The sequence below is a fragment of the Geodermatophilus sp. SYSU D00696 genome (assembly GCF_054050235.1).
The window spans coordinates 96,842-120,850 of record NZ_JBJGYY010000001.1; the positions used below are offsets into that span (position 1 = coordinate 96,842).

A 24,009-nucleotide genomic window follows, 5' to 3' on the forward strand; every position below is an offset into this window, starting at 1 on the left:
AGCGCACGGCCGGGCCGTGCGGGGAGGGCGGGACGCCCGGCGGGCGCCCCGGATCGGGACGAGGGGGAGTCAGCGGCGGGTGCGGATCCGCCGCAGGACCAGGGCGCCGACCTGCTCGCCCTGGACGAGGCCCGCCTCGATGGCGTGCGGGAGGTGGATGCCGCCGTAGAGCCGGGAGTCCGCGGCCTCGCGGGCGGCGTCGCCGAAGGACGCGAAGGTGCGCGGGGCGTGCCCACGGGCGTCGTGCGACCGGTCCGTGAACGGGAAGGTGCCCAGCCGGTCGGTGAGCACGGCGGCCGCCGCCGGGGACGCGACGCTGTGCCCCGACGTGTGCTCCGGGAACTGCGGGCTGTTGACGTACGTGCTCCAGCCCGGGTCGATGTACCGGTTCACGTAGGTGACCGGCCGGAGCAGCTGGTACCGGTACTTCCACGTCCAGCAGTTGAGGAACGCCTCGTGCAGCGCGATGCCGGTCATCGCGAACGTGTCCAGGGCGACGTCGAGCCGCGCGCCGCGCAGCGCGAGGGCCTGCGTGGCGATGAGCATCCAGTGGCCGGAGGGCAGACCGGTCGGCGTGCCGTGGGGCGGGGTGAACGAGCCGGGGTTGTCGGTCCAGAACCGGGCGATGGCCCGGTGCTCGTCGGTGTTCGCGGCCGACTGACGGTGCACCGTCGTCGCCTGGGCGTGGAACACCGATCCCGGCTCGGTCGAGAAGGGCAGGGGCGGCTCGGGCTCGACCTCGTCGGCGCTGGTGAGGACCATCGGGCGGACCTCGGACCAGTACGGCTCGACCGCCGGACGGAAGTTGGGCGGCGTCGAGACCCAGTGCCAGGGCTCGGTGGCGGGCGGCGTGTAGAGCCGGCCGAGGATCCCGGCGTGGCCGTCGGCCGCGATCCACGGCGCCAGGTCCCCCGCGACCGCCCGCCCGTGCGCCGTGGACGCGTCGAGCGCCCGCTCGGACACCCCGGCGGCGCGCCGCCGGGCCAGTGCGTCCGCCTCGGCCGCGTTCAGCCGCTCCCGGGTTCCGGCGCCGGCGAAGGGCAGCACCTGACGGAGCACGGCCGCGGCCGACGTCACCACGGCGGCCGGCCAGTCGACCGGCGCGGCCAGGGGGCGGGGTGCGGGGACCGGCAGGTCCCGCAGCTGACCACCCAGGGACCGGTGGGCGGGCATCCCCCGGACCCCGGCCTCGTACATGGCGATCGCCGTGTGCGCGTAGGTGCGGGCAGCGGCCGGCGGGCTGAGGTTCTCGGCGAGCACCAGGTCGTAGGTGGTCTGCAGCCAGCTCAGCGCCTCGTCGGCCGCGTGCCCGGCGACCGTCGCGCCACCAGGACCGGGGACCCCGGCGGGCGCCGCGGCGGCGGTCCGCGGGAGCGCGACCGCGGCCGCTCCGGTGCCGAGCGCCCCGAGGAGCACCTGTCGTCGGGACACCTGACCGGGCATGGCGCTCCTCCGCGGAGGCGAGCTCTCCCGGCTCCTCCGGGATGCTCCTCCGTGATCGGATCGTGACGGAGAGCACATGCGTTGGGGAACGGCGGTGTCCCGATGTTATCAATCCGTGACCTCATGACCACGGATGGTCATGACGGTCGGCGTCTCAGGCGACGCCGAACAGCAGCGCGCCGGCGGCGAACAGCGGCAGCGACACGAAGAGGAAGACCCCCACCCCGGTCAGCACCCCGCCCTCGGAGCCGTGGTCGTCGAGGATGGGCCCGTGGCCGTGCTCGTAACCGTGGGCCCGGGTGAACACCGCACCGCTGGACAGGCCGAGGGCGCCGGCGGCGACCATCAGCGTGACGGCCAACGTCCGCAGGAACCCGCTCCCCTGGAGCGCCGACCACAGCCCCGCGACCGCCAGCGCCATCCCGGTGGTGGCCAGCAGCACCACCAGTGCCTGCCTGAGTCCCCGGACGACGACGTCCATCCGCGAACGGTAGTGCGCCCGTGCCGCCCGCGGCGGCGTTGCCGTCGCGCCGCCCGTGGACCCTGCGAGCGCTTGTGGAGCGGGCGCTCTACTATGCTGCCGGGGTGCCCCGGCCCCGCGTCCACGCGCCCGAGGCGGTGCTCGACGCCGCCGAGGAGCTGCTCGTGGCGGAGGGCCGCGCGCAGCTCACCGTCCGCGGTCTGGCCGCCCGGTCGGGAGCGTCGAACGGCAGCATCTACCACGCCTTCGGCTCGCTCGAGACGGTCGTCGCCGCGGCCTGGCTGCGCCGCGCGCAGCAGTTCCTCGAGCTGCAGCGGACGGCGGTGGCCGAGGCCGGCGGCGACGGCCGGCGGGCGGTGCAGGCCGCCGCCGACGCCCCGGCCCGCCTCGCCGGGCTGGACCTGCGGGCGGCACAGCTGCTGTTCCGCCTGCAGCGCGACGACCTGCTCACCGACGCGGTCGCGCCGGAGGTCGCCGACGCCCTGCGCTCGCTCGACGCCGCGCTGCTCGACACCCTGCGCCTGCTGGCCCGCGGCGTGTGGGACCGCGACGACGGCGCCGCGGTCGGCGTCGTCACCACCTGCGTCGTGCGGCTGCCGACCGCCCTGCTGCTCCCCGAGATCCGCGCCGGCCGGGTGCGCCCGCACACCCGCGCACAGCTCGCCGCCGCCGTCGCCGCCGTCGTCGACTGCGGCCCGCCCGCCTGACCCCGACCCGAGGAGCCCCCGGTGCCCACGCTCGACCGCCACGACGACGTCTTCGTGCTCGACCTCGGCGACGACGAGAACCGCTTCTCGCCCGGCTGGCTCGACGAGCTCGACGCGGTCCTCGACGAGGTCGAGGGCGCCGAGAGGCCCCGCGCGCTGGTCACCGCCGCCACGGGCAAGTTCTTCTCCAACGGCCTCGACCTCGCCTGGCTGGCCGAGCACGCCGACCAGCGCGACGCCTACGTGGCCAGGGTGCAGCGGCTGTTCGCCCGGGTGCTGGTCCTGCCCGTGTTCGGCGTCGCGGCGATCCAGGGCCACGCCTTCGCCGCCGGGGCGATGCTGTCCCTGGCGCACGACCAGCGGGTCATGCGGGCCGACCGCGGCTTCTGGTGCCTGCCGGAGATCGACATCGACCTCCCGTTCAGCCCCGGCATGTCGGCGCTGGTCCAGGCCCGGCTGACCCCGCAGACGGCGCACGTGGCGATGACCACCGGCCGCCGCTACGGCGGCACCGACGCCCTCGCCGCGGCGATCGTCGACGGCGCCGTCGCCGAGGACGCCGTCCGCTCCTCCGCCGTGGAGCTCGCCGCCGCGCACGCCGGGAAGGCCGGTCCCGTCCTCGGCACGATCAAGTCCCGCCTGTACGCGCCGGTCCTCGCGGCGCTGCGGCAGCCGCCGGCGGGCTGACCGCCCGTCCGGCGGTGCGGTCGAGGGCCCCCACCGATCGGGCGGGTCGACAGGGACCGAGCTCGCCGCGGACCCGCCACCACGGCGTCCGGGACCGGCAGCTGTCCCCGGACGCCGCGATGGCGGCGCGGCACCGGGGCTCAGTCGAAGACGACGACCCCGCGGATGTTCTTGCCGGCCTTCATGTCGTCGTAGCCCTCGGCGACCTGGTCCAGCGTGTAGGTCCGCGTGACGAGCTCGTCGAGCTTGAGGGTGCCCGCCACGTACTGGGACAGCAGGTTGGGGATGTCCCACCGCGGGTTGCACCCGCCGAAGAGGGCGCCCTGCATCCGCTTCTGGAACACCGTGAACATCGTGGGGCTGATCGGGATGCCCGAGTTGCGCATGCTCCCGGTGCCGGTGAGGACGACCGTGCCGGCCTTCCGGATGGACATCGCGGCCTCGGCGATGTGGTCGCCGGTGGTCACGCCGACCGCCACGACCGTGGCGTCGGCCCCCTGGCCGTTGGTCAGGGACCGGGCGAGCTCGGTGGCCTCGGCCATGGTCGCGGCCGTGTGGGTCGCGCCCAGCTGCTTGGCGGTCTCGAGCTTGAACTCGACCGGGTCGACGGCGATCACCGCGCGGGCACCGATGGCCCGGGCGGCCTGCACGCTGTTGATCCCGACCCCGCCGACACCCATGACGATGACCACGTCGCCGTTGCGGGCGTCGGACATGTTGGTGACCGACCCCCACCCGGTGGGGACGCCGCAGGCGACGAGCGCGGCCTTGTCCAGGGGCAGGTCGGGGTCGATCTTCACCACCGACCGGGCGTCGACGACGGTGTGCTCGCTCAGCGCGGCGAGGCCGTATGCCTGGGCCACCGGCCTGCCCTGGTAGGACATCCGGAAGCTGCCGGGGTCCTCGATCCGCGCGCCGGAGAACAGCCGCCCGCCGAGGTCGCAGAGGTTCTGGTGGCCGGTGGAGCACATCCGGCACTGCCCGCAGACCGCGATGAAGGTGAGCACCACGTGGTCACCCTCGGCCCAGCCGCGGGTGTTGGGGCCGACGCCGACGACGACGCCGGCGCCCTCGTGACCGCCGGCGAGGGGCAGCCGCATGGGCGGGGCGCTCCCGGGCGGGACGTCGTGGTCGTCGGTGTGGCACAGCCCGACGGCGGCCATCCTGATCAGCAGCTCGCCCTCGCGGGGTTCGTCGAGGTCGACCTCACCGACCTCGTACCGGCCGGGCTGCGTGTGGAGTAGGGCACTGCGTGTCTTCACGGCTGCTCCTTGCTGGGCATCCGGGGGATCGGGAGGGCCACACTGAGGAACCGGAGAGTATCGACGGACACCCGGACAGGGGAGTGGTCAGCCGCGCACAGCAGCGAGCATCTCGGCGCGGGCGGTGGCCAGCGAGGGACCGTACCAGGTCAGCGCCCGCCCGGACACCAGCACCGACCGCACGCCGGGGAACGCCTCGGGGCCGTCGTCGACGGTGAACAGGTAGGGCTCGTCGGGCAGCAGGACGACGTCGGGTCGGGCGGCCAGGACGTCGGCGACGTCCACGTGCGGGTAGCGGTCCTCCCCAGCGCCGAAGACGTTGACCAGCCCGAGCCGCGCCAGCACGTCCCCGGTGAAGGTGCGCGGGCCGACGACCATCCACGGGTCCCGCCAGACCGGGACGGCGCACCGCAGCGGCGGCTCGGGCACTGGACGGGACCACTTCCGGGCCGCCTCCACCAGCCAGGCGGGCTCGGGGACCCCGAGCGCCTCGGCGAACAGCCGGCGCATCGACGCCAGCGCCTCGTCCACCGACTCGATCACCGTCACCCACACCGGGATCCCGGCCGCCCGCAGCCGGTCGACGTCGAGCCGCCGGTTCTCCTCCCGGTTGCAGACGACCAGGTCGGGTGCCAACGCGGCGATCGCCGCCCGGTCCGGGTTCTTGGTACCCCGGACGCGGGCGACGTCCAGCCCGGCCGGGTGGGTGCACCAGTCGGTGGCGCCGACCAGCCGGTCGGGCACGGTCACCGCGAGCGCCTCGGTCAGCGAGGGCACCAGCGACACCACCCGCCGGGCGGTCCCGGTCAGCGGGACCGGCTCCCCCAGGTCGTCGCTGAGCACTAGACGTTGCGCCGGTACTGCCCGCCCACCTCGAAGAAGGCATCGCTGATCTGGCCGAGCGAGCACACCCGGACGGCGTCCATCAGCGCGGCGAACACGTTGCCGCCCGAGGTGGCCGCCTCCTGCAGCGCGGCCAGCGCGGCGGGTGCCTCGTCGGCGTGCCGGGCCTGGAAGTCGGCCAGCCGGCGCAGCTGCGACCGCTTCTCCTCCTCGGTGGCCCGGGCCAGCTCCAGCGGCTTCGGCGGGGCCTCGTCGCGGTTGGGGTCGAGGAAGGTGTTGACCCCGACGATCGGCAGCGACCCGTCGTGCTTGCGGTGCTCGTAGAGCATCGACTCGTCCTGGATGCGGCCGCGCTGGTAGCCGGTCTCCATCGCGCCCAGCACGCCGCCGCGCTCGGCGATCCGGTCGAACTCGGCCAGCACCGCCTCCTCGACCAGGTCGGTGAGCTCCTCGACGACCGCCGAGCCCTGCAGCGGGTTCTCGTTGCCGGCGAGGCCCCACTCCCTGTCGATGATCATCTGGATCGCCAGCGCCCGGCGCGCCGAGTGCTCCGACGGCGTCGTCACGGCCTCGTCGTAGGCGTTGGTGTGCAGGCTGTTGGCGTTGTCGTAGATCGCGCACAGCGCCTGCAGGGTGGTGCGGATGTCGTTGAAGTCCATCTCCTGCGCGTGCAGCGACCGGCCCGACGTCTGCACGTGGTACTTCAGCTGCTGCGAGCGGGCGTTGGCGCCGTAGCGGTCGCGCATGGCCACGGCCCAGATCCGCCGCGCCACCCGGCCGATCACCGTGTACTCGGCGTCCATGCCGTTGGAGAAGAAGAAGCTCAGGTTCGGCGCGAAGTCGTCGATCGACATCCCGCGGGCCAGGTAGGCCTCGACGTAGGTGAACCCGTTGGCCAGCGTGAACGCCAGCTGGCTGATGGGGTTCGCCCCGGCCTCGGCGATGTGGTAGCCCGAGATCGACACCGAGTAGAAGTTGCGCACCTGGTGGGCGATGAACCACTCCTGGATGTCGGCCATGCAGCGCAGCGCGAACTCGGTCGAGAAGATGCAGGTGTTCTGGCCCTGGTCCTCCTTGAGGATGTCGGCCTGCACCGTGCCGCGGACGGTCGACAGCACCCAGGCGCGGATCTCCTCGGCCTCGGCGGCGTCGGGCTCGCGGCCCTCCTCCTCGCGGAAGGCGTCCAGCCGCTGCTCGATCGCGGTGTTGAGGAACATCGCCAGCACCGCCGGCGCCGGGCCGTTGATCGTCATCGACACCGACGTCGTCGGGGCGCACAGGTCGAACCCGCCGTAGAGCACCCGCATGTCGTCGAGCGTGGCGATCGAGACCCCCGACGTGCCGACCTTGCCGTAGACGTCGGGCCGCGGGTCGGGGTCGCGGCCGTAGAGGGTGACCGAGTCGAACGCCGTGGACAGCCGGGTGGCCTCGTTGCCGGCCGACAGCACCCGGAACCGCCGGTTGGTGCGGAACGCGTCGCCCTCGCCGGCGAACATCCGCGCCGGGGCCTCCCCCGACCGCTTGAACGGGAAGACGCCGGCCGTGTACGGGAAGGCACCGGGCAGGTTCTCCCGCCGCAGGAAGCGCAGCAGGTCACCGTGGTCGGTGGTGCGCGGCAGCGCCACCCGCGGCACCTTCGTCCCGCTCAGCGTCTCGCGGGTCAGCGGCGTGCGGATCTCCTTGCCGCGCACCGTGTAGACGTACTCGTCGCCGGAGTACTGCTCGACCCGCGCCGGCCACTCCTCCAGCAGCGTGCGCACCTCGGGCAGCAGGTCCCGGTCGGCGGCGGCCGCCGCCTCGCGCGCGGCCTCGGCGGCGTCCCCCTCCAGCACCTCCGCGGCGGTGGTCAGGTGCTGCCGGCGCCGCACGAGCGCGGCCTGCTCCTCGGTGACCCGGTGGTGCGCGCGGACGGCGTCGGCGACCTCGGCCAGGTACCGCGCCCGCGACGACGGGACGACGCTGGACAGCCCGGTCGAGGCCCGCACGTCGACCCGCGGCAGCACGCCGGCGCCCGCGGGCAGCCCCTTCTCCACGAGCAGCCCGAGCAGGTGCTGGTAGAGGGCGGTGACGCCGTCGTCGTCGAACCGGGCGGCGCTGGTGCCGAACACCGGCATCTGCTCCCACGGGGTGCCGAACGCCTCGCGGTTGCGCACCATCTGCCGGGCGACGTCGCGGCGGGCGTCCTCGGCACCGCGCCGCTCGTACTTGTTGATCGCCACGACGTCGGCGAGGTCGAGCATGTCGATCTTCTCGAGCTGGGACGCGGCGCCGAACTCCGGCGTCATGACGTAGAGCGAGACGTCGCTGAACGGCACGATCGCCGCGTCGCCCTGCCCGATGCCCGGCGTCTCCACGACCACCAGGTCGAACGCGGCGGCCCGGACCGCGGCGACGACGTCGTCGAGGTGCTCGGGGACCTGCGCGCCGGCGCTGCGGGTGGCCATCGAGCGGAAGAAGGTGTGCGAGCCCTCGCCGGACTCCAGCGCGTTCATCCGGATCCGGTCGCCGAGCAGCGCTCCCCCGCCGCGGCGGCGGGTGGGGTCGATCGCGATGACCGCGACCCGCAGCTTGTCCTCCTGGTCGCGGCGCAGCCGGCGCAGCAGCTCGTCGGTGAGCGAGGACTTGCCCGACCCGCCGGTGCCGGTGATGCCCAGGACCGGCACGGTGCTGCCCGCGGCGGCCTCGCGGACGCGGGCGGCGAGGTCGGCGTCGGCACCGGCCTCCAGCACGCTGATCGTGCGGGCCAGTGCGCGGGGGTCGCCGGTGAGCAGCGCGTCGACGTCGGGCCGCTGCGCGGTGAGGTCGACGTCGCAGGCGCGGATCAGCTCGTTGACCATCCCGGGCAGGCCCAGCCGGGCGCCGTCCTCGGGGCTGAACACCCGCACGCCGCGCTCGGCGAGCAGCGCGATCTCCTCGGGCACGATCACGCCCCCGCCGCCGCCGAACACCTGCACGTGCCCCGCGCCGACCTCGGCCAGCCGCTCCCTGAGGTAGGTGAAGTACTCGACGTGCCCGCCCTGGTAGCTGGAGATGGCGACGCCCTGCACGTCCTCCTCGACGGCGGCCCGCACCACCTCGTCGACCCCGCGGTCGTGGCCGAGGTGCACCACCTCGGCGCCCTGGCTCTGCAGCAGCCGGCGCATGACGTTGATCGCCGCGTCGTGGCCGTCGAAGAGGCTGGCCGCCGTGACGAACCGGACGGGGTGGACGGGCACGTGCAGCTCCGCGGACGCCATGCCCGAACGGTAGGCGCGATTTAGTAGGACGTCCAACTACTCGTCGGTAGCCCGCCGCGCGTCGCCGGGGACGCGCCGCGCGGGAACCCCTCGCCAGCACCCGGGCGTGGTGTCAGAGTGCCCGCCGTCCCCGAACCGAACGGAGCACTCCCCCCATGGCCTTCCGCAACCTGATGGCGAAGCTCGGCGCCGGCAACGCCACCGTCGACGCCGTCCTCGACACCCCGGTCACCACCCCCGGCGGCACCGTCACCGGCACCGTGCACCTCACCGGCGGCCAGATCGCCCAGGAGATCAACGAGCTCCGGGTGTCGCTGCAGGCCACCGTGGAGGTGGAGAGCGGCGACAACGAGTGGCGGGAGAACGTCACCTTCGGCACGGCGGTGATCGCCGGCGCCGGCCGGATCGAGGCGGGCGCCAGGGCCGCGATCCCGTTCAGCTTCCCGGTGCCCTGGCAGTGCCCGTTCACCACGCTCGACGGCTGGACGCTGCGCGGGGTGAAGATCGGCCTGCGCACCAAGGTCGACGTCCCCGGCGGGGTCGACCCCGGTGACCTCGACGCGGTCACCGTCGAGCCGCTGCCGGTCCAGCGCACCGTGATCCAGGCCCTCGCCGGTCTCGGCTTCACCTTCCGCGGCGCCGACGTCGAGAAGGGCCGCCTCGCCGGCAGCGACCTGCCCTTCTACCAGGAGGTCGAGTTCGCCCCGCCGTCGTCGCTGCGCGGCCGGGTCAACGAGCTCGAGGTGACCTTCCTGGCCTCGCCGCACGGCGTCGAGGTCGTCCTCGAGGTCGACCGCCGCGGCGGGCTGCTCACCGAGGGCCGCGACGTCGGCGGCCGGCTGCACTTCGGCCACCACGACACCGACGTCTCCGCGGTGGCCGCGCAGCTCGACGCCGCGGTGCGCCAGCTCGGCGGCCGGCGCGGCTGGTTCTGACGCTCGACCGCGGGACGGCGGCCGCGCGGCTGCAGGGGTTCCCCCGCCGCGCGGCCGGCCGTCCCGAGCTGCGCCAGGCCGCGGTCGCCGTCTGCGTCACCGGGCCGCCGGAGCGGCCGGCGCTGCTGCTGACCCGCCGCGCGGCCGGCCTGCGCGCGCACGCCGGGCAGTGGGCGCTGCCCGGCGGCCGGCTCGACGGCGGCGAGACCCCCGTCGAGGGCGCGCTGCGCGAGCTGGCCGAGGAGGTCGGCCTGCACCGCGGCCCGGGTGACGTTCTGGGCCTGCTCGACGACTACGTGACCCGCTCGGGTTACGTGATGACGCCGGTGGTCGTCTGGGCCGGCGAGGTGGGCGAGCTGTCCCCCGCCGAGGCCGAGGTCGCCGCGGTGCACCAGGTGCCGCTGGCCGACCTCGACGTCGACCCGGTGCTGGTGGCCATCCCCGAGTCCGACGCGCCGGTGATCCGGCTGCCGCTGCTGGGCGGGTGGCTGCACGCCCCCACCGCCGCGGTGGTGCACCAGTTCTGCCAGGTCGCCTGCCGGGGCCGGCACACCCGCGTCGCCCACCTGGAGGCCCCGCCGTTCGCCTGGCGGTGAGCCGATGGGGCGGGCACTGCCGCGGAAGTGCCCGGGAGGGACCTCAGCGGCGGTGCCAGCGGGCGGCGCCGTAGGAGGACAGCCCCAGCACGAGCCCCGACAGGACGGCGCTGCGCGGGCGCACGTCGCCGGTGGCCCGCGAGGTCCACACCACCGCGGCGTCCAGGGCGGTCAGCAGCAACGCGACCTCTGTGGTCCGCCGCGCCTGCGGAGCCGGGGTCGCGAGCAGCGCGGCGCCCATCGCGATGTTGCGGGCCGCGCCCAGCCGCACCAGCAGGGGCAGCGCGACGTCCCCGCGGGCGGCGTCGGGCCGTACGCCGAGGGTGCCGGCGATCCACCGTGGCGCGAACAGCGCCGCCGTCCCGACCCAGATCGACAGCGACCCGACCGTCGTGCGGGTGACGTCCCAGTCCCGACCGCTCACGCCGGGCCCTTGCCCGCGAACCGCCTGGCCGAACCGGCGACGAGCACCAGCACGAGGGCGAGGAAGGGCAGCGTGGCCCAGCTGGCCACGACGTCGCTGACCGTCGCCACGGTGAACGCCGCCGCCGACGGCGCGTCGAGCGGGCCGAGCACACCGTCGGCCCCCAGTGCCGCCACCGACGCCGGCACGGTGAGCAGCGCCGAGACCGCGCCGCCGAGGACGACGCCCGCGAGCACCGTGGCCGGCGAGCTGCGCACCGCCCGCACCGCCGTCGCCGTCCCCCGGCCCAGCGCCCCGCGCGGGCGCACCCGGCCGTCGGCGGGCAGCCCGGTCAGCGCGCCGGTCAGCCACAGCTGGGCGAGCAGCCCGGTGCCGAAGCCGACGACGTCGACCAGCAGCGCGTGCCCGGCGCTCGGGTCGCGGTACACCAGCAACTGACGGAGCACGTCGGGCACGGTGTTGACCAGCGTGACCGCCAGGGACAGCGCGTAGACCGGGCCCGCGTGCCGGCGCAGCAGCGCCAGGGCCTCCCGGACGGTGCCGCCGACGCTCACGCCTTCGTCGCGACGGCCTGGATCCAGCGGTCGCCGGCCGCACGCCGCAACCGGGCGGGCGGCACCTCGAGACCACGCGCCCGCAGCTCCGCCAGGAGCTGGTCGGTGGAGAACCGGTCGGCCGGGTGCCGGGAGACCGCGCGCAGCGCGGGCGCGTCGACGAAGCGGGCGGTCATCTCGGTGAGCGCCAGCTGCCCGCCGGGGCGCAGCACCCGAGCGGCCTCGGCCACGGCGGCCCGCCAGTCGGGGATGTGGTGCAGCGCGTGGAAGTCGACGACGAGGTCGACGCTCGCGTCGTCGACCGGCAGTGCGGTGGCGTCGCCCAGCCGGAAGGTCACCCGGTCGGCGAGGTCGGCGCAGCGCAGCCGGGCGCGGCCGACGCTGGCCGGGTACAGGTCGAACGCCGTCACCTCGGTCGCGCCGAGCCGCTCGACGGCGACCCGGGCGCCCAGGCCGCGGCGGCCGGTGCCGATCTCCACCGCGCGGGCGCCGCGCGCGCCGAGCCGGCGCAGGACCGCGCCCTCCACCCGGTACCCGATCTCGTACCGGAGGCGGGAGTCGACCCACAGCCGGTTCGCGTTCACGTAGGTCGGCGGCACGGCGCGGCTGCCGCGCTGGTCGGGGAGCATGCCGCGCGGCTACCCCGTCCGCCTCGCGGTCACCCCACCAGCGCGCGGTAGACGTCCCGCGCGTGGTCGAAGACGAGGAAGTGCCCCTCCCCGGCGTACCAGTGGGCCGAGCAGCGGGGCAGCATCGCCGCCAGCACCCGGCCCAGCCCGACGGGGACCTGCCAGTCCTGGGTGCCGTGCCAGACGTGCACCTGCTGGCGCACCTCGCCGACCGGGAAGCCCCACGGCCGGAACAGCAGGGCGCGGTCCTCCGCCAGCGACCCGGCGCCCTGGCGCAGCCCCTCGGTGAACGTCGCGGCCAGGACCCGGCGGACGGCCGGCCGGCCGATCACCCGGCGGTCGGCCGGGTTGAGCCGCAGCTGCAGGTACCGCGGCAGCAACGCCGGCCGCACGGTCAGCGGCGCGAACACCGGCCGCAGCAACGCCGACGTCGCCGGGGACGGCCGGTGGACGGCGGCGCGCACCGTCGGCGGCAGCCAGCCCGGCCAGGGCCAGGGCACGTCCGGGGGCGGCGCGCCGCCGAGGACGCCCACCGCGGACACCCGGTCGGGCAGCGCGTGCGCACAGGCCAGCGCGTAGGCCGCGCCGCCGGACAGGCTCAGCGTCGCGAACCGGTCGATGCCCAGGGCGTCGGCCAGCTGGACGACGTCGCCGGGCCAGTCGGTGACCCGCCGGCCCGGCTGCGGGTCGGAGCGGCCGAAGCCGGGCCGGTCGGGGACGACCAGCCGCACGCCCCAGCGGCGGTAGGCGCCGGGGTCGTCGACGTGCCGCTCGAGGCGCGAGCTCGGGGAGCCGTGGCAGCCGAGCACCGGCCGGCCCTCGGGGTCGCCCCACTCGGCGTAGGCCATGGTGCGCCCGTCGCGCAGCTGCAGGCGGCCCTCGCGGGGCCCGTCGGCGGGGTCGCTGGGGGTGTGCACGTCCCCGGGCTACCCGGCTGCCCGGCGGGTCAGGCACCCCGGCCGGGGCGGGCGTGCGGCAGCCTGGCCCTCGATGGACCCCGACAGCGCCCTCCGCCGGCTCGACGTCGACGAACCCGCCCACCTGCGCGACCCGCGCGACGCCACCGCCGTCGTGCACCGCTACGCGGCCGAGGGGCCGGTGGCCGCGCTGGTGCAGCGGTTCTGGATCCCGGTGTGGTCGGTGCCGCCCGGGCGCGCGTCGGTGCAGCGGGTGCTGCAGCACCCGGCCTGCCTGCTGGTCGTCTCCGCGGACTCCGCCCGGTTCCACGGCGTGGTCACCGGCCTGTCGACGACGACGCTCACCGGGGAGGGCTGGGCGGCCGGCGTGATGCTCACCCCGGGCGCGGGGGCGCTGGTGGCCGGCGGGCCGGTGGCCCCCTACACCGACCGGCACGTCGACCTCGCCGAGGTGCTCGGTGACGACGGCGACCGCCTGGCGGCCCGGGTGCGGCAGGAGATGGCCGCCGACCCCTCCTCCCCCGCCGCGCACGCCGCCGTGACCGCCGCCTACGGCGAGGTGCTGTCCCGGTTCCTGCCGCTGGACGAGGAGGGGCGGCTGGTCGACCGGGTGGTGGGGCTGGTGGAGTCGCGCCCGGACACCACCCGGGTGGACCGGCTGTGCGCCGAGACCGGGCTGTCGGAGCGGGCGCTGCAGCGGCTGGTGCACCGCCGGCTGGGGCTCACCCCCCGGTGGCTGGTGCAGCGGCGCCGGCTGCAGGAGGCGGCCGGCCGGCTGCGGGAGCGGACGGTGACCCTCGCCGAGGTCGCCGCCGAGCTCGGCTACGCCGACCAGCCGCACCTGACCCGCGACTTCGCCCGGGTCACCGGCATGACGCCGGGCGTGTTCGCCGCCCGCTACCGCGACTCCCCCGGCGACGGCGCTGCGCCGTCCCGGGCGCCGGGTCCGGGTTGCTGACCCGGTTCGTTCCGGCCCCGGTATCCTGCTGACGCGCGTCACACAGCCGGCGTGCCGGAGGGGTCTCCCCTCACCGACACGGGTCCCTGGAACAACCGGGGCCCCGTTCCTGCAGCCGGCACGCGACCGCCGGCCACCCCGGCCTCCGGAGTTCCACTCGTGACCCGCCCCGACGACCGCTTCGCGGCCGCGCTCCTCGACCTCGGCCTGGTGCCCCTCGACCGGCCGCTGCCGGTGCTGCTCGACCAGGCCGCCGGCCTCGCCGCCGAGGTGCTCGGCGGGCAGCCGGCGTTCTCGGTCACGGTCGTCGGCCCCGAGGGTGGCACCACGGTCGGGACCAGCTCCCAGGTGGCGGCCTCCCTGGACGAGGAGCAGTACCGCGCGGGCGAGGGCCCCTGTCTGGAGGCCGCGACCACCGGGGAGCCGCGGGTCGTCGCCGACACCGAGGGCGACCGGCGCTGGCCCGGGCTGACCGCGGCCGCCGCCGCGGCCGGGCTGCGGAGCGTGGTGTCGATGCCCTTCCCGGCTCCCCGGCCCGTACCGGCGGGCCTCAACCTCTACCTCCAGTCGAGCCTCGCCGCCGACGACGGCCTCCGCGAGCGCGCCGAGCGGTTCGCCCGGCACGCCGCGGTCCCCGTGGCCAACACCCACCTGCACGCCCGCACCGTGCAGCAGGTGCACCACCTGCAGACGGCGCTGGCGTCGCGGGCCGTCATCGACCAGGCCAAGGGCATCCTCGTGGAGCGCTTCCGGTTCACCCCGGCCCAGGCCTTCGACGCGCTGGCCCGCGTCTCCAACAAGACCAACACCAAGCTCCGCGACGTCGCGGCCCGCCTGGTGGACACCGGGGAGTTCCCGCCGCGCTGAGCCGGGCGGAACCTGGGACGCCATGACCACCGGACCCGGCTGGCCGGGCGACGCCGCCGCGCTCGAGGTCCTGCAGGAGCGGCTGGCCGCGCTCCGCCCGCCGCCGTGGCGACCGGCCGGGGAACCGCTGGTCGCCGCGGTCGCGGCCGTCGGTGGCGGCGCCGGGCTGGTGGCCGCCGCCGTCCTCGCCCGCGGGCCGCGGGTCCTCGCCGGGACGACGGTGACCGGCCCGGCGCCGGGTCCGTACGAACCGGCGCTGCTCGCGCTGCGGGAGGGCCCGCTGCTGGCCGCCGCCGTGACCGCGCTCGGGCCTCGTCCCGACGTCCTGCTGGTGCCCGCCGCCGGACGGGACCACCCGCGCCGGGCCGGGCTCGCGCTGCAGCTCGGGGCGGTGCTGGACCTGCCCAGCGCCGGGGTCACCGACCGGCCGCTGGTCGCCGGCGGCCCGGCGCCGGGGCCCGCCCGCGGGGACACCGCGGCGCTGCTCGCCGGCGGCGAGGAGGTGGCCCGGGCGGTGCGGACGGTGCCCGGCGTTCGGCCGCTGGTGGCCTCGGCCGGGTGGCGCACCGACCCGGCCACCGCGGCCGCTCTCGTCCTCGCGACGACCGCCGGCGTCCGCACCCCCGAGCCGCTGCGCGAGGCGCGCCGCCGGGCGCGACAGGGGCGCTGACCGGGGGCCGCGTCGCGCGGCCGGCCGCTCCGTGGGACGTTCGCCCCGGACCCGCGCCGGTGCACCCCGCGCCGGCGCGCCGACGGGAGGAGTGCCGTGCCGTTCGACCGGGCCTGGGACCTGCTGGTGGTCGGCGGCGGCACCGCCGGGCTGGTCGGCGCCCGGACGGCGGCGGCGCTCGGGGCCCGCGTCGCGCTGGTCGAGCGGGACCGGCCCGGCGGTGACTGCCTGTGGACCGGCTGCGTGCCGAGCAAGGCCCTGCTCGCGGCCGCCGCCCGGGCGGCCGGGGCCCGCACCGCCGGTGACCTCGGCGTGCGGGTCGGCGAGGTCGCGGTCGACCTCGCCGCCGTGATGCGGCACGTGCACGGGGCGGTCGCGGCGATCGAGCCCGAGGACTCCCGGGAGTCGCTGGAGGCCGACGGGGTGACCGTGCTGCCCGGCACCGCCCGGCTGACCGGCGCCCGGACCCTCGACGTCGACGGGAGGTCGACGTCCTTCCGGGCGGCGCTGCTGGCCACCGGCGCGGTGCCGGCGCTGCCGCCGGTGCCCGGGCTGCGCGAGGCGGTCCCGCTGACCAGCGAGACGGTGTGGGACCTCGAGGTGCTCCCCCGCCGGCTGGCCGTCCTGGGCGGCGGGGGCATCGGCTGCGAGCTGGGCCAGGCCTTCGCCCGGCTCGGCGCCGAGGTCACGCTGGTCGAGGAGCAGCCCCGGGTGCTGCCGGACGAGGACCCCGACGCCTCGGCGCTGGTGGCCGCGGCCCTCGAGGCCGACGGCGTGCGCCTGCTGACCGGCACCCGGGTGACCGCCGTCGCCGGCACCCCGGGCAGGGCCGGCGAGCTGCACGTGCGGGGCCCCGGCGGGGAGCGCGGCCTCCCCGTCGACCGGCTGCTGGTCGCCGTGGGCCGCCGCCCCGACACCGCGGCGCTCGACCCCGCGGCGGCCGGCGTCGCGCTCGACGACGACGGGTTCGTCCGGGTCGACGCGACCCTGCGCACGACCAACCCGCGGATCTGGGCCGCCGGCGACCTGACCGCGGTCTCCCGGTGGACGCACACCGCCGGCGTGCACGGTGCCACCGCCGCCGTCCACGCCGTCCTCGGCCTGCGCCGCGCGATCGACACCCGCGCCGTCCCCCGGGTGACCTTCACCGATCCCGAGGTGGCCGCGGTCGGGGCGCCGACGTGGGCCCGCGACGGCGCCCGGGCCCCGCGCACGGTGACCCGCCGCGCCGACCGGGTGGACCGCGCCGTCGCCGAGGGGGACACCGCCGGGTTCACCCGCCTGGCGCTCGGACCGCGGTCGCGGATCGAGGGCGCCACCGTCGTGGGGCCGCGGGCCGGCGAGGCGCTGGCCGAGCTCACCCTCGCCGTCCGCACCGGGCTGCGCACCACCGACCTCGCGGCCACGATCCACCCCTACCCGACGCACGCCGACGGGCCGTGGAACGCCGCGCTCGACGACGTCTGGGCCCGGCTGGCCGCCCGCCCGGCGCGGCTGGCCACCGGCACCGTGGTCCGACTGCGCCGGCTGCTCGACCGCGCCCGGTAGCCGTCGGGTCGCGCCGCCCGGTCCCCCCGGGTCAGCCGTGCCAGGCGTGGTCGCGGTCGTCCGCACCGTCGACGTCCGCGCTGCCGGCGTTCCCGCGGTCCTCGGTGCGGCTCCGCCGGAGGTCGACCACGCCCAGCACGAGCGCCGCGACGGCGCCGAGCACCGACACGGCCAGCCCCGCCGCCGCGGCCGTCGGGTGGTCGCCGGTCGCGCCGAGGACCAGGTAGAACAGGCCCGGCAGGGCCGCGGTGCCGACGGCGGCGCCGAAGCGCTGCGCGGTCTGCAGGCCGCCCCCGGCCGAGCCGGCCATGGCCACCGGCACGTCGCGCAGCGTCATCGTGATGTTGGGCGAGATGACCAGGCCGCCGCCGAGGCCGCCCAGCAGCAGCGCCGGGGCGATCGCCCACCCGGCCGCCGACGGCGGGGCCACCAGCAGCACCACCGCGGCCGCGGCCAGTCCGGTGATCACCCCGATGAGCCCGACCACGGTGAGGACCCGCCCGTACCGCTCGACCAGCCGCCCGGCGACCACCGCCGACGTCGCCGACCCGAGCGCGAACGGGGTCACCGCCAGGCCCGACTGCAGCGGCGTGTAGCCCAGGCCGGTCTGGAAGAACAGCGCCAGCACCAGCCAGATGCCGCTGAACCCGACGAAGTAGACCGTCCCCAGCGCCGCCCCGATGCCGTAGCCCCGGGTCTGCGTCACCAGGCGGGGGTCGAACACCGGCTGGCCGCCGCGGGCCACCACCCGCCGCTCCCAGGCCGCGAACGCCGCCAGCAGCGCCGCGCCGGCGAGGAACAGCCACCACAGCCGCGACAGCCCGCCGGCCTCGGCCTGCACCAGCGGGAAGAGCACCGCCAGCGCACCGGCGCCGAGCAGCAGCACGCCGACGACGTCGATCCGGCCGCGCCCGCCGGACGTCCCGCGCGGCAGCAGCCGCATAGCCAGCAGGAACGCGACGACGCCGATCGGCACGTTGACGTAGAAGAGCCACCGCCAGCCGTCCGGCCCCGACGCCAGGCCCAGGATCGCCCCGCCGACGACGGGCCCGACGGCGGTGGAGACGCCGACCGTGGCACCGAACAGGCCGAAGGCCCGCCCGCGCTCGGCGCCGCGGAACAGCTGCTGGATGAAGGCGGAGTTCTGCGGCGCGAGGCAGCCGGCAGCGAGCCCCTGCACCAGGCGCGCGGCGACCAGCCAGCCGACCGACGGCGCCGCACCCGCGGCCGCGCTGGCCAGCACGAAGCCGGCCAGGCCCGCGAGGAACAGCCGCCGCCGGCCGAGGGCGTCCCCGAGCCGGCCGGCGGGGACCAGCGCCAGCCCGAAGGTGAGCGCGTAGCCCGACACCACCCACTGCACCGTGGCCGGGGTGGCGCCCAGGTCGGCCTGCAGCGAGGGCAGCGCCACCGAGACGATGCTGACGTCGAGCAGGCTCATGAAGCCGACGACGAGGGTGACCGACAGCGCCTGCCAGCGCCTCGGGTCGGGCCGGTACCCCTCGTCCGCACCGGCCGCGGGACGGGAGGCGGCCTCGGCCGGGGAGCGGGGTGGCACGACGGGGTGCCCTACCCGGTGGTGCGCGACCGACACCCGCCGGCCCCTGCCGACGGCTGGGACAGCGCAAGAACGGTCGGGCGCCGCGGACGGCCGGCTCGCCAGACTGGGCAGGTGACGCCACCCGCACGCGACCGGCTGCGTGAGCTGCTCGACGCCGTCCTCGACGAGGACAACCGCACCCTCTCCGACATGGCCGGCGACGCCTACGCCTCCCCGTTCCACTTCAGCCGGCAGGTGTCGGTCGGCGTCGGCGAGTCACCGGTGGCGCTGCGCCGCCGGGTGGTCCTCGAGCGCGCGGCCTGGCAGCTGCGGCAGGGCGCCAGCGTGACCGAGGTGGCCCTCGCGGCGGGCTACGAGTCGGTGGAGGGGTTCAGCCGGGCCTTCGCCCGCGCCTACGGCCGCACGCCGGGCAGCCTGGCCACCGACGGGACGCCGCCGCGGACCCGCGACGAGCACTGGCTGCCGGCGCCCAACGGGCTGCACTTCCACCCGCCGTCGTCGCTGTGGGTGTCCGACGAGCCGGTGCGCCGCGGCGGCGACGAGGTGACCGCGCTGCTGGTGCACCACGGCGTCGAGGACACCCGGGTGCTGCTGGAGCTGGCCAAGGGCCTGCCCGAGGAGGAGTACCGGCGGGTGCGCTCGGCCGGTCTGTCGGTGCTGTCCTGGGACGGGCCCGAGGAGACGCTGGCCGCCGTCCTCGACCACGTCGTGTGGGCCCTCGAGGTGTGGGTGGCGTCGATCGAGGGCGGGGACACCCCCGCGCGCGGTCCCGACGACGCCGCGGCGCTGCTGGACCGGCACGACGCCGTCGCCCCCCGGTGGCTGGCCGCGGTGCGCGACATCTCGCGGCGCGGCGCCTGGAACGACCGGCTCGTCGACGCGCTGTGCGAGCCGCCGGAGAGCTTCGTCCTCGGCAGCGTCGTCGCGCACGTCCTCACCTTCTCCGCGCACCGCCGGCTGCTGGCCCGGCACTGGCTGCGCGCGGCCGGCGTCGAGGTCGACGCCGGCGACCCCATCGAGTGGCTCTCCCGGAGGAACCGATGACCCGCACCGTCTACTACACCGCCACGTCGCTGGACGGCTTCATCGCCGACGCCGACAACTCGCTGTCCTGGCTGCTCTCCCGCCAGGTCGACCAGGAGGGGCCGATGGGCTTCTCCACGTTCGAGAAGTCGCTCGGCGCCCTGGTCATGGGCGCCACCAGCTACCGGTGGATCCGGGACAACGGCGGCCCGGACCCCTGGTCCTACACCCAGCCGGCGTGGGTGCTGACCCACAGTGAGCTCGAGCCCTTCCCCGGCGCCGACATCCGGTTCGCCGCCCCGGGCACGCCGGAGGAGCTGCGCGCGCTGCACGCGGAGATGGTCGCGGCGGCCGGGGACCTCGACCTCTGGGTGGTCGGTGGCGGGCCGGTGGCCGCGCAGCTGGCCGAGGTGGGGCTGCTCGACGAGGTCGTCGTCGCGATCGCGCCGGTCACCCTGGGCGGCGGGGCGCCGCTGCTGCCGGCCCGGGTGGAGCTGGTGACCCGGGAGGTCGCGCAGAACGGCGAGTTCGTGTGCGTCCGCTACGACGTCGTCCGCTAGGTCCTCGTCAGGCGGCGCGGATCACCGAGACGTCGAACTCGATCTGGATCCGGTCGCTGACCAGCACGCCCCCGGTGTCCAGCGGCGTGTTCCAGGTCAGGCCCCAGTCGCTGCGCTTGATGGCCAGCGCGCCCTCGAAGCCGACCCGGGTGTTGCCGAAGGGGTCCTGCGCCGAGCCGGTGAGCGCGAACTCCACGGTCACCGGCCGGGTGACGTCGCGGATGGTGAGGTCGCCGGACACCTCGTAGGCCTGCTCGTCGACCTGCTCGACGTCGGTGGAGGTGAACACGATCTCCGGGTACCGCTCGACGTCGAGGAAGTCCGGGGAGCGCAGGTGGGCGTCGCGGTCGGCCTGGCCGGTGTCGATGCTCGCCGTCCGGATGCGGATGCCCACCGTGCTCGCCCCGGGCTTGGCGACGTCGAGGTGCGCCTCCCCCTCGAAGTCGGTGAACGCGCCGCGGACCGTGGTCACCATGGCGTGCCGCGCCCGGATGCCGATCCGGGTGTGCGCGACGTCGATCGTGTAGTCGCCCGAGACGTCGGCCAGCGCAGCCGTCGCCGCGTCGAAGTCGATGGGGTCACCCTCGGGTGCCCGGTGCTTGGCCACGTGTCCGTCCTTCCCCCAGTCAGCGGGCCCATCCTCTCCGATGCGCCCGCCGATGACACCGCCGGGCTCCGGAGGCGGCTCAGCGGCCGGGGCGGAAGGGGTTGCGCCCGGGCCGGAACAGCGTCTCCTGCGCGAGGCTGGCGGCCAGGACGCCGTCGCCGGTGGTGACCGAGCCGGTGTACCAGCCGCGCCCGCCGGAGACGGTGTGCGGGACGAGGTCGACCAGCACCCAGTCGTCGAGCCGGGCCGGGCGGTGGAACCAGACGGCGTGGTCGAGCGTCGGCCCCGGCGCCGCCTCGTCCTCCGGCAGCGCCGACAGGCCGGTGCCGATGTCGGAGAGGTAGGTCAGCGCGCAGGCCTGCAGCAGCGGGTCGCCCGGCAGCGGCACGGTGGCCCGGGCCCAGAACCGGGTGGGCATCGACGCGCCGGGGTGCGGCTGGGCGGGACGCCGGCTCTCCATCGTGAACAGCCGCGGCAGGGTGAACGGCTCGCTGTCCTGCGGTGGCTCGGCCGCCGGCGCCGCCGCCACCTGGAGGTCGGGGCCGGCGGTCGGCGCCTGGAAGGACGCCGACATCGACAGCACCACCTCACCGCCCTGCACGGCGACCACCCGGCGGGCGGAGAACGAGCCACCGTCACGGTCGCGGTCGACCCGGAAGACGGTCGGGCGGGCGGCGTCGCCGCTGCGGAGGAAGTAGCCGTGCAGGGAGTGCGGCAGCCGCTCGGGCGCCACGGTGCGGCCGGCCGCCAGCAGCGCCTGTGCGGCGACCTGGCCGCCGTAGAGCGGCAGCGGGTCGGTGAACAGCAGCGTGCTGCGGTAGAGGTCGCGGTCGATCTCCTCGAGCCGCAGGACGTCGAGCAGCGTGGGCTCCGTGGCGGTCGCGCTCACGGCCGCCGACCGTAACCGGGCGCCGGGGCCGCCTCGCGGGGCGGCCCCGGCGCCGGGTGTCACAGCAGCTCGAGGATGGTCGCGTTGGCCTGGCCGCCGCCCTCGCACATCGTCTGCAGGCCGTAGCGGATGCCGTTGTCGCGCATGTGGTGCACCAGCGTGGTCATGATCCGCGCACCCGACCCGCCCAGCGGGTGCCCCAGGGCGATGGCGCCGCCGTTGGGGTTGAGCGCCTTGGCGTCGGCGCCGATGTCGGCCAGCCAGGCCAGCGGCACCGGCGCGAAGGCCTCGTTGACCTCGAACGCGCCGATCTCGTCGACCGACAGCCCCGACTTGGCCAGCGCCTTCTGCGTCGCCGGGATCGGCGCGGTCAGCATGACCACCGGGTCGGCGCCGGCGAGCACCGCGGTGTGCACCCGCGCGACCGGGCGCAGGCCGAGCTCGGCGGCCTTCTCCGACGTCGTCATGAGCAGGGCCGCGGCGCCGTCGGAGATCTGCGAGGAGTTCCCGGCGGTGATGACGCCGTCCTCGCGGAACGCGGTCTTGAGGGTGCCGAGCTTCTCCACCGTCGACTCGCGGATGCCCTCGTCCTGGCTGACGACGGCGCCGTCGGGCGTGGTCACCGGCGCGATCTGGGCGTCGAAGCGGCCCTCGGCGCGGGCGGCGGCGGCCTTCTCGTGCGAGGCGACGGAGAACTCGTCGCACTGCTGCCGGGAGAGTCCCCACCGCTGCGCGATCGTCTCGGCGCCCAGCCCCTGGTTGATCTTCGCGCCGGCGTAGCGCTCGAGGAACCGGGTGCCGAACGGGTTCGCGTCCTGCCGCGCGCTGCCCATCGGCACCCGCGACATCGACTCCACGCCGCCGGCGACGACGACGTCGTAGTGCCCGGCCACCAGCCCGGCGGCGGCGAAGTGCACCGACTGCTGCGAGGACCCGCACTGCCGGTCGACGGTCACGCCGGTCACCGTCTCGGGCCAGCCGGCCGCGAGCGCCGCCGTGCGGGCGATGTCGAAGGTCTGCTCGCCGACCTGGGAGACGCAGCCCCAGATGACGTCCTCGATCTGCGCCGGGTCGACGCCGGCCCGCTCGGCCAGCGAGGTGAGCACGTGCGCCGACAGGTCGACCGGGTGCACCCCCGACAGCCCGCCGTTGCGCTTGCCCACCGGCGTGCGCACCGCCTCCACGATCACCGCGTCACGCATGGTCGCTCCCCTCGACAGGTGTGGTCACCGGCACACTAACCCGCGCCGCCGGGGACCCGGCCCCGACGTCGCAGGAGCGCCGCCGCCGCGGCGGCGGCGAGCGCGGCCGCCATCAGCCACCCCAGCGGCGCGCCGGCCAGCGGCAGGGCCGTCCCCCCGGTGACGCCGGCGACGAGCAGCACGACCGCCACCCCCAGCGCGGTGCCCAGCTGTGCCGCGGTGTTCAGCACGCCGGCGGCGGTCCCCTGCAGCCCGGGCGCGACGGCGGTGCCCAGCGCCGTCGCCGCCACCGAGGACACGCCGATGCCCAGGCCCGAGACGGCGACGGCGGCCGGGACCACCCACACCCCGGCGGCCGAGGCGAGCAGCGCGAGGTCACCGGCGGCGATGACGGCCAGGCCCGCCGCCGCGGCGGTGCGCGCCGGCACCCGGCGCAGGACGCGCGCGGCGAGGGCGGCGCCGCCCACCACGCACAGGCTGAAGGGCACCAGCGCGAGGCCCGCGGCCGCGGCGCCGAGGCCCTCGGCCTCCTGCAGGTGCAGGGTGGCGAGGGTGACCGCGGAGCTGGTGCCGGCGGTGTTGGCCGCCGAGGCGAGCACGCCGGCGCGCAGCCCGGGGTCCCGCACGGCGGCCGCCGGCAGCAGTGGGTCGGCGGCGCGGCGCTCCACCGCCGGGAGCGCCGCGGCACCGGCCAGGCCGGCCGCGACCAGCAGGACCCCGAGGAGACGGTGCCCGCCGTCCTCCAGCGTCGAGGCGCCGCTGACGACGGCGGCCACCGCGGCGGCGAGCAGCGCCGCGCCGGCCAGGTCGAGCGCGCCCTCGGCCCGGCGCGGGACCGGCGGCGCCGTGCGGCGCACCGCGGCGAGCAGCACGGCCGACAGCGGCACGGTGAGCCAGAACAGCACCCGCCAGCCGGCCAGGTCGGTGAGCACGCCGCCGAGGACCAGGCCGGTGGCCCCCGCCGCGGCGCCGGCCGCGCCCCAGGCGGCCAGCGCGCGGCGGCGTCCGGCCTCGTCCGCGGACGCGGCGGTGAGCAGGCGCAGCGCGGTCGGCACCGACAGCGCGGCCGCCGCACCCAGGGCGCCGCGGGCAGCCACCAGCACGCCCACCGACGGCGCGGTGGCCGCCGCCAGCGACGCGGCGCCGAAGGCCACCAGCCCGGCCTGCAGGACGCGCGCGTGCCCGTACCGGTCGCCCAGCCGTGCGCCGAGCACCAGCAGCGCGCCGAAGAGGACCGCGTAGACGGTCACCACCGGGGCCGCCGCCGACGCCGGCGCGCCCAGGTCGGCCAGCATCGCCGGGAGCGCCGCGACCACCAGCGTGGTGCCGAGGACGTCGACGAACTGGACCGCGCACAGCACCGGCACCGCGCCGCGTGCGGTCCGGACGGCAGCGGCGCTGCTCACCGGGGTC

24 protein-coding genes are annotated in these 24,009 nt (G+C 76.6%); 10 read left to right on the top strand and 14 right to left on the bottom strand.

What is annotated here, in order from left to right:
- Window positions 1-69: 69 nt before the first annotated feature.
- On the bottom strand, window positions 70-1,443 hold the full coding sequence (locus tag ACI79O_RS00425; RefSeq protein ID WP_456913079.1) for a vanadium-dependent haloperoxidase: 1,374 nt from the start codon (window positions 1,441-1,443) through the stop codon (window positions 70-72).
- 154 nt (window positions 1,444-1,597) lie between these two features.
- A complete protein-coding gene (locus ACI79O_RS00430; protein WP_456913080.1) occupies window positions 1,598-1,924 on the bottom strand; it encodes a hypothetical protein in 327 nt (108 codons plus the stop codon).
- A 104-nt stretch (window positions 1,925-2,028) separates the two neighbouring features.
- Here ACI79O_RS00430 and ACI79O_RS00435 point away from each other — a divergent pair, with 104 nt between their 5' ends.
- Together ACI79O_RS00435 and ACI79O_RS00440 are read left to right on the top strand one after the other, a co-directional pair.
- Window positions 2,029-2,631 (top strand): TetR/AcrR family transcriptional regulator, encoded by a 603-nt coding sequence (locus ACI79O_RS00435; RefSeq protein ID WP_456913081.1) that lies wholly within the window; start codon window positions 2,029-2,031, stop codon window positions 2,629-2,631.
- A 21-nt stretch (window positions 2,632-2,652) separates the two neighbouring features.
- On the top strand, window positions 2,653-3,318 hold the full coding sequence (locus ACI79O_RS00440; RefSeq protein ID WP_456913082.1) for an enoyl-CoA hydratase-related protein: 666 nt from the start codon (window positions 2,653-2,655) through the stop codon (window positions 3,316-3,318).
- A gap of 140 nt (window positions 3,319-3,458) precedes the next feature.
- Here ACI79O_RS00440 and ACI79O_RS00445 read toward each other — a convergent pair whose 3' ends face one another.
- From ACI79O_RS00445 to icmF, 3 genes are all read right to left on the bottom strand, one after another.
- Window positions 3,459-4,580, bottom strand: coding sequence for an NDMA-dependent alcohol dehydrogenase (locus ACI79O_RS00445; protein WP_456913083.1), 1,122 nt, complete (start codon window positions 4,578-4,580; stop codon window positions 3,459-3,461).
- Between the two features lie 87 nt (window positions 4,581-4,667).
- The gene (locus tag ACI79O_RS00450) at window positions 4,668-5,423 is read right to left on the bottom strand and encodes a helical backbone metal receptor (RefSeq protein WP_456885813.1); all 756 of its coding nucleotides are present in this window, start codon (window positions 5,421-5,423) and stop codon (window positions 4,668-4,670) included.
- Window positions 5,423-8,659, bottom strand: a complete 3,237-nt coding sequence (icmF, locus tag ACI79O_RS00455) for a fused isobutyryl-CoA mutase/GTPase IcmF (protein ID WP_456913084.1) — start codon at window positions 8,657-8,659, stop codon at window positions 5,423-5,425. The genes ACI79O_RS00450 and icmF overlap by 1 nt, the downstream gene beginning before the upstream one ends.
- A gap of 155 nt (window positions 8,660-8,814) precedes the next feature.
- Between icmF and ACI79O_RS00460 the strand changes: the two genes are divergently transcribed.
- The gene (locus ACI79O_RS00460; protein WP_456885817.1) at window positions 8,815-9,594 is read left to right on the top strand and encodes a sporulation protein; all 780 of its coding nucleotides are present in this window, start codon (window positions 8,815-8,817) and stop codon (window positions 9,592-9,594) included.
- A gap of 68 nt (window positions 9,595-9,662) precedes the next feature.
- Entirely contained in the window at window positions 9,663-10,190 is a 528-nt protein-coding gene (locus ACI79O_RS00465; protein ID WP_456886246.1) for an NUDIX hydrolase, read from the top strand.
- A 43-nt stretch (window positions 10,191-10,233) separates the two neighbouring features.
- Here the strand turns inward: ACI79O_RS00465 and ACI79O_RS00470 are convergent, their stop codons facing one another.
- Genes ACI79O_RS00470 through ACI79O_RS00485 form a run of 4 tightly spaced genes read right to left on the bottom strand, consistent with a single transcriptional unit; the run spans window position 10,234 to window position 12,714 of the window.
- Window positions 10,234-10,614 carry a DUF4267 domain-containing protein gene (locus tag ACI79O_RS00470; RefSeq protein WP_456885819.1) on the bottom strand — a complete coding sequence of 127 codons (381 nt, stop codon included), beginning with the start codon at window positions 10,612-10,614 and terminating at the stop codon, window positions 10,234-10,236.
- Window positions 10,611-11,168, bottom strand: a complete 558-nt coding sequence (locus ACI79O_RS00475; RefSeq protein WP_456885821.1) for a hypothetical protein — start codon at window positions 11,166-11,168, stop codon at window positions 10,611-10,613. The genes ACI79O_RS00470 and ACI79O_RS00475 overlap by 4 nt, the downstream gene beginning before the upstream one ends.
- Window positions 11,165-11,797, bottom strand: coding sequence for a class I SAM-dependent methyltransferase (locus ACI79O_RS00480; protein WP_456885823.1), 633 nt, complete (start codon window positions 11,795-11,797; stop codon window positions 11,165-11,167). The genes ACI79O_RS00475 and ACI79O_RS00480 overlap by 4 nt, the downstream gene beginning before the upstream one ends.
- A gap of 29 nt (window positions 11,798-11,826) precedes the next feature.
- Window positions 11,827-12,714 (bottom strand): alpha/beta fold hydrolase, encoded by an 888-nt coding sequence (locus ACI79O_RS00485; RefSeq protein ID WP_456885825.1) that lies wholly within the window; start codon window positions 12,712-12,714, stop codon window positions 11,827-11,829.
- Window positions 12,715-12,787: 73 nt separating this feature from the next.
- Between ACI79O_RS00485 and ACI79O_RS00490 the strand changes: the two genes are divergently transcribed.
- From ACI79O_RS00490 to ACI79O_RS00505, 4 genes are all read left to right on the top strand, one after another.
- A complete protein-coding gene (locus ACI79O_RS00490; RefSeq protein WP_456885827.1) occupies window positions 12,788-13,672 on the top strand; it encodes a helix-turn-helix domain-containing protein in 885 nt (294 codons plus the stop codon).
- Between the two features lie 159 nt (window positions 13,673-13,831).
- On the top strand, window positions 13,832-14,539 hold the full coding sequence (locus ACI79O_RS00495; RefSeq protein ID WP_456885828.1) for a GAF and ANTAR domain-containing protein: 708 nt from the start codon (window positions 13,832-13,834) through the stop codon (window positions 14,537-14,539).
- Between the two features lie 22 nt (window positions 14,540-14,561).
- Window positions 14,562-15,209: an endonuclease V gene (locus ACI79O_RS00500; RefSeq protein ID WP_456913085.1), complete on the top strand. Its 648-nt coding sequence runs from the start codon at window positions 14,562-14,564 to the stop codon at window positions 15,207-15,209.
- A gap of 96 nt (window positions 15,210-15,305) precedes the next feature.
- Complete coding sequence (locus ACI79O_RS00505) at window positions 15,306-16,757, top strand: dihydrolipoyl dehydrogenase family protein (protein WP_456913086.1); 1,452 nt, start codon at window positions 15,306-15,308, stop codon at window positions 16,755-16,757.
- A gap of 31 nt (window positions 16,758-16,788) precedes the next feature.
- Here the strand turns inward: ACI79O_RS00505 and ACI79O_RS00510 are convergent, their stop codons facing one another.
- Window positions 16,789-18,312, bottom strand: a complete 1,524-nt coding sequence (locus ACI79O_RS00510; RefSeq protein WP_456913087.1) for an MFS transporter — start codon at window positions 18,310-18,312, stop codon at window positions 16,789-16,791.
- Between the two features lie 114 nt (window positions 18,313-18,426).
- Between ACI79O_RS00510 and ACI79O_RS00515 the strand changes: the two genes are divergently transcribed.
- Together ACI79O_RS00515 and ACI79O_RS00520 are read left to right on the top strand one after the other, a co-directional pair.
- Complete coding sequence (locus ACI79O_RS00515) at window positions 18,427-19,359, top strand: helix-turn-helix domain-containing protein (RefSeq protein ID WP_456885836.1); 933 nt, start codon at window positions 18,427-18,429, stop codon at window positions 19,357-19,359.
- On the top strand, window positions 19,356-19,898 hold the full coding sequence (locus ACI79O_RS00520) for a dihydrofolate reductase family protein (RefSeq protein ID WP_456885838.1): 543 nt from the start codon (window positions 19,356-19,358) through the stop codon (window positions 19,896-19,898). The genes ACI79O_RS00515 and ACI79O_RS00520 overlap by 4 nt, the downstream gene beginning before the upstream one ends.
- Before the next feature lie 7 nt (window positions 19,899-19,905).
- Here ACI79O_RS00520 and ACI79O_RS00525 read toward each other — a convergent pair whose 3' ends face one another.
- The 4 genes from ACI79O_RS00525 to ACI79O_RS00540 all read right to left on the bottom strand — a co-directional run bounded on the left by ACI79O_RS00525 (window position 19,906) and on the right by ACI79O_RS00540 (window position 24,002).
- Window positions 19,906-20,505, bottom strand: coding sequence for a YceI family protein (locus tag ACI79O_RS00525; RefSeq protein ID WP_456885840.1), 600 nt, complete (start codon window positions 20,503-20,505; stop codon window positions 19,906-19,908).
- A gap of 79 nt (window positions 20,506-20,584) precedes the next feature.
- Window positions 20,585-21,394 (bottom strand): acyl-CoA thioesterase, encoded by an 810-nt coding sequence (locus tag ACI79O_RS00530; RefSeq protein ID WP_456885841.1) that lies wholly within the window; start codon window positions 21,392-21,394, stop codon window positions 20,585-20,587.
- A gap of 59 nt (window positions 21,395-21,453) precedes the next feature.
- Window positions 21,454-22,596, bottom strand: coding sequence for a thiolase family protein (locus ACI79O_RS00535; RefSeq protein WP_456885843.1), 1,143 nt, complete (start codon window positions 22,594-22,596; stop codon window positions 21,454-21,456).
- A 35-nt stretch (window positions 22,597-22,631) separates the two neighbouring features.
- The gene (locus ACI79O_RS00540; protein ID WP_456913088.1) at window positions 22,632-24,002 is read right to left on the bottom strand and encodes an MFS transporter; all 1,371 of its coding nucleotides are present in this window, start codon (window positions 24,000-24,002) and stop codon (window positions 22,632-22,634) included.
- Window positions 24,003-24,009: the final 7 nt, after the last annotated feature.

Excerpts from the sequence above, each read along its gene's own strand:
- ACI79O_RS00520 (WP_456885838.1), top strand. The coding sequence starts at position 19,356 with ATGACCCGCACCGTCTACTACACCGCCACGTCGCTGGACGGCTTCATC.
- ACI79O_RS00535 (WP_456885843.1), bottom strand. The coding sequence starts at position 22,596 with ATGCGTGACGCGGTGATCGTGGAGGCGGTGCGCACGCCGGTGGGCAAG.
- ACI79O_RS00425 (WP_456913079.1), bottom strand. The coding sequence starts at position 1,443 with ATGCCCGGTCAGGTGTCCCGACGACAGGTGCTCCTCGGGGCGCTCGGC.
- ACI79O_RS00490 (WP_456885827.1), top strand. The coding sequence starts at position 12,788 with ATGGACCCCGACAGCGCCCTCCGCCGGCTCGACGTCGACGAACCCGCC.
- icmF (WP_456913084.1), bottom strand. The coding sequence starts at position 8,659 with ATGGCGTCCGCGGAGCTGCACGTGCCCGTCCACCCCGTCCGGTTCGTC.
- ACI79O_RS00460 (WP_456885817.1), top strand. The coding sequence starts at position 8,815 with ATGGCCTTCCGCAACCTGATGGCGAAGCTCGGCGCCGGCAACGCCACC.
- ACI79O_RS00480 (WP_456885823.1), bottom strand. The coding sequence starts at position 11,797 with ATGCTCCCCGACCAGCGCGGCAGCCGCGCCGTGCCGCCGACCTACGTG.
- ACI79O_RS00430 (WP_456913080.1), bottom strand. The coding sequence starts at position 1,924 with ATGGACGTCGTCGTCCGGGGACTCAGGCAGGCACTGGTGGTGCTGCTG.
- ACI79O_RS00500 (WP_456913085.1), top strand. The coding sequence starts at position 14,562 with ATGACCACCGGACCCGGCTGGCCGGGCGACGCCGCCGCGCTCGAGGTC.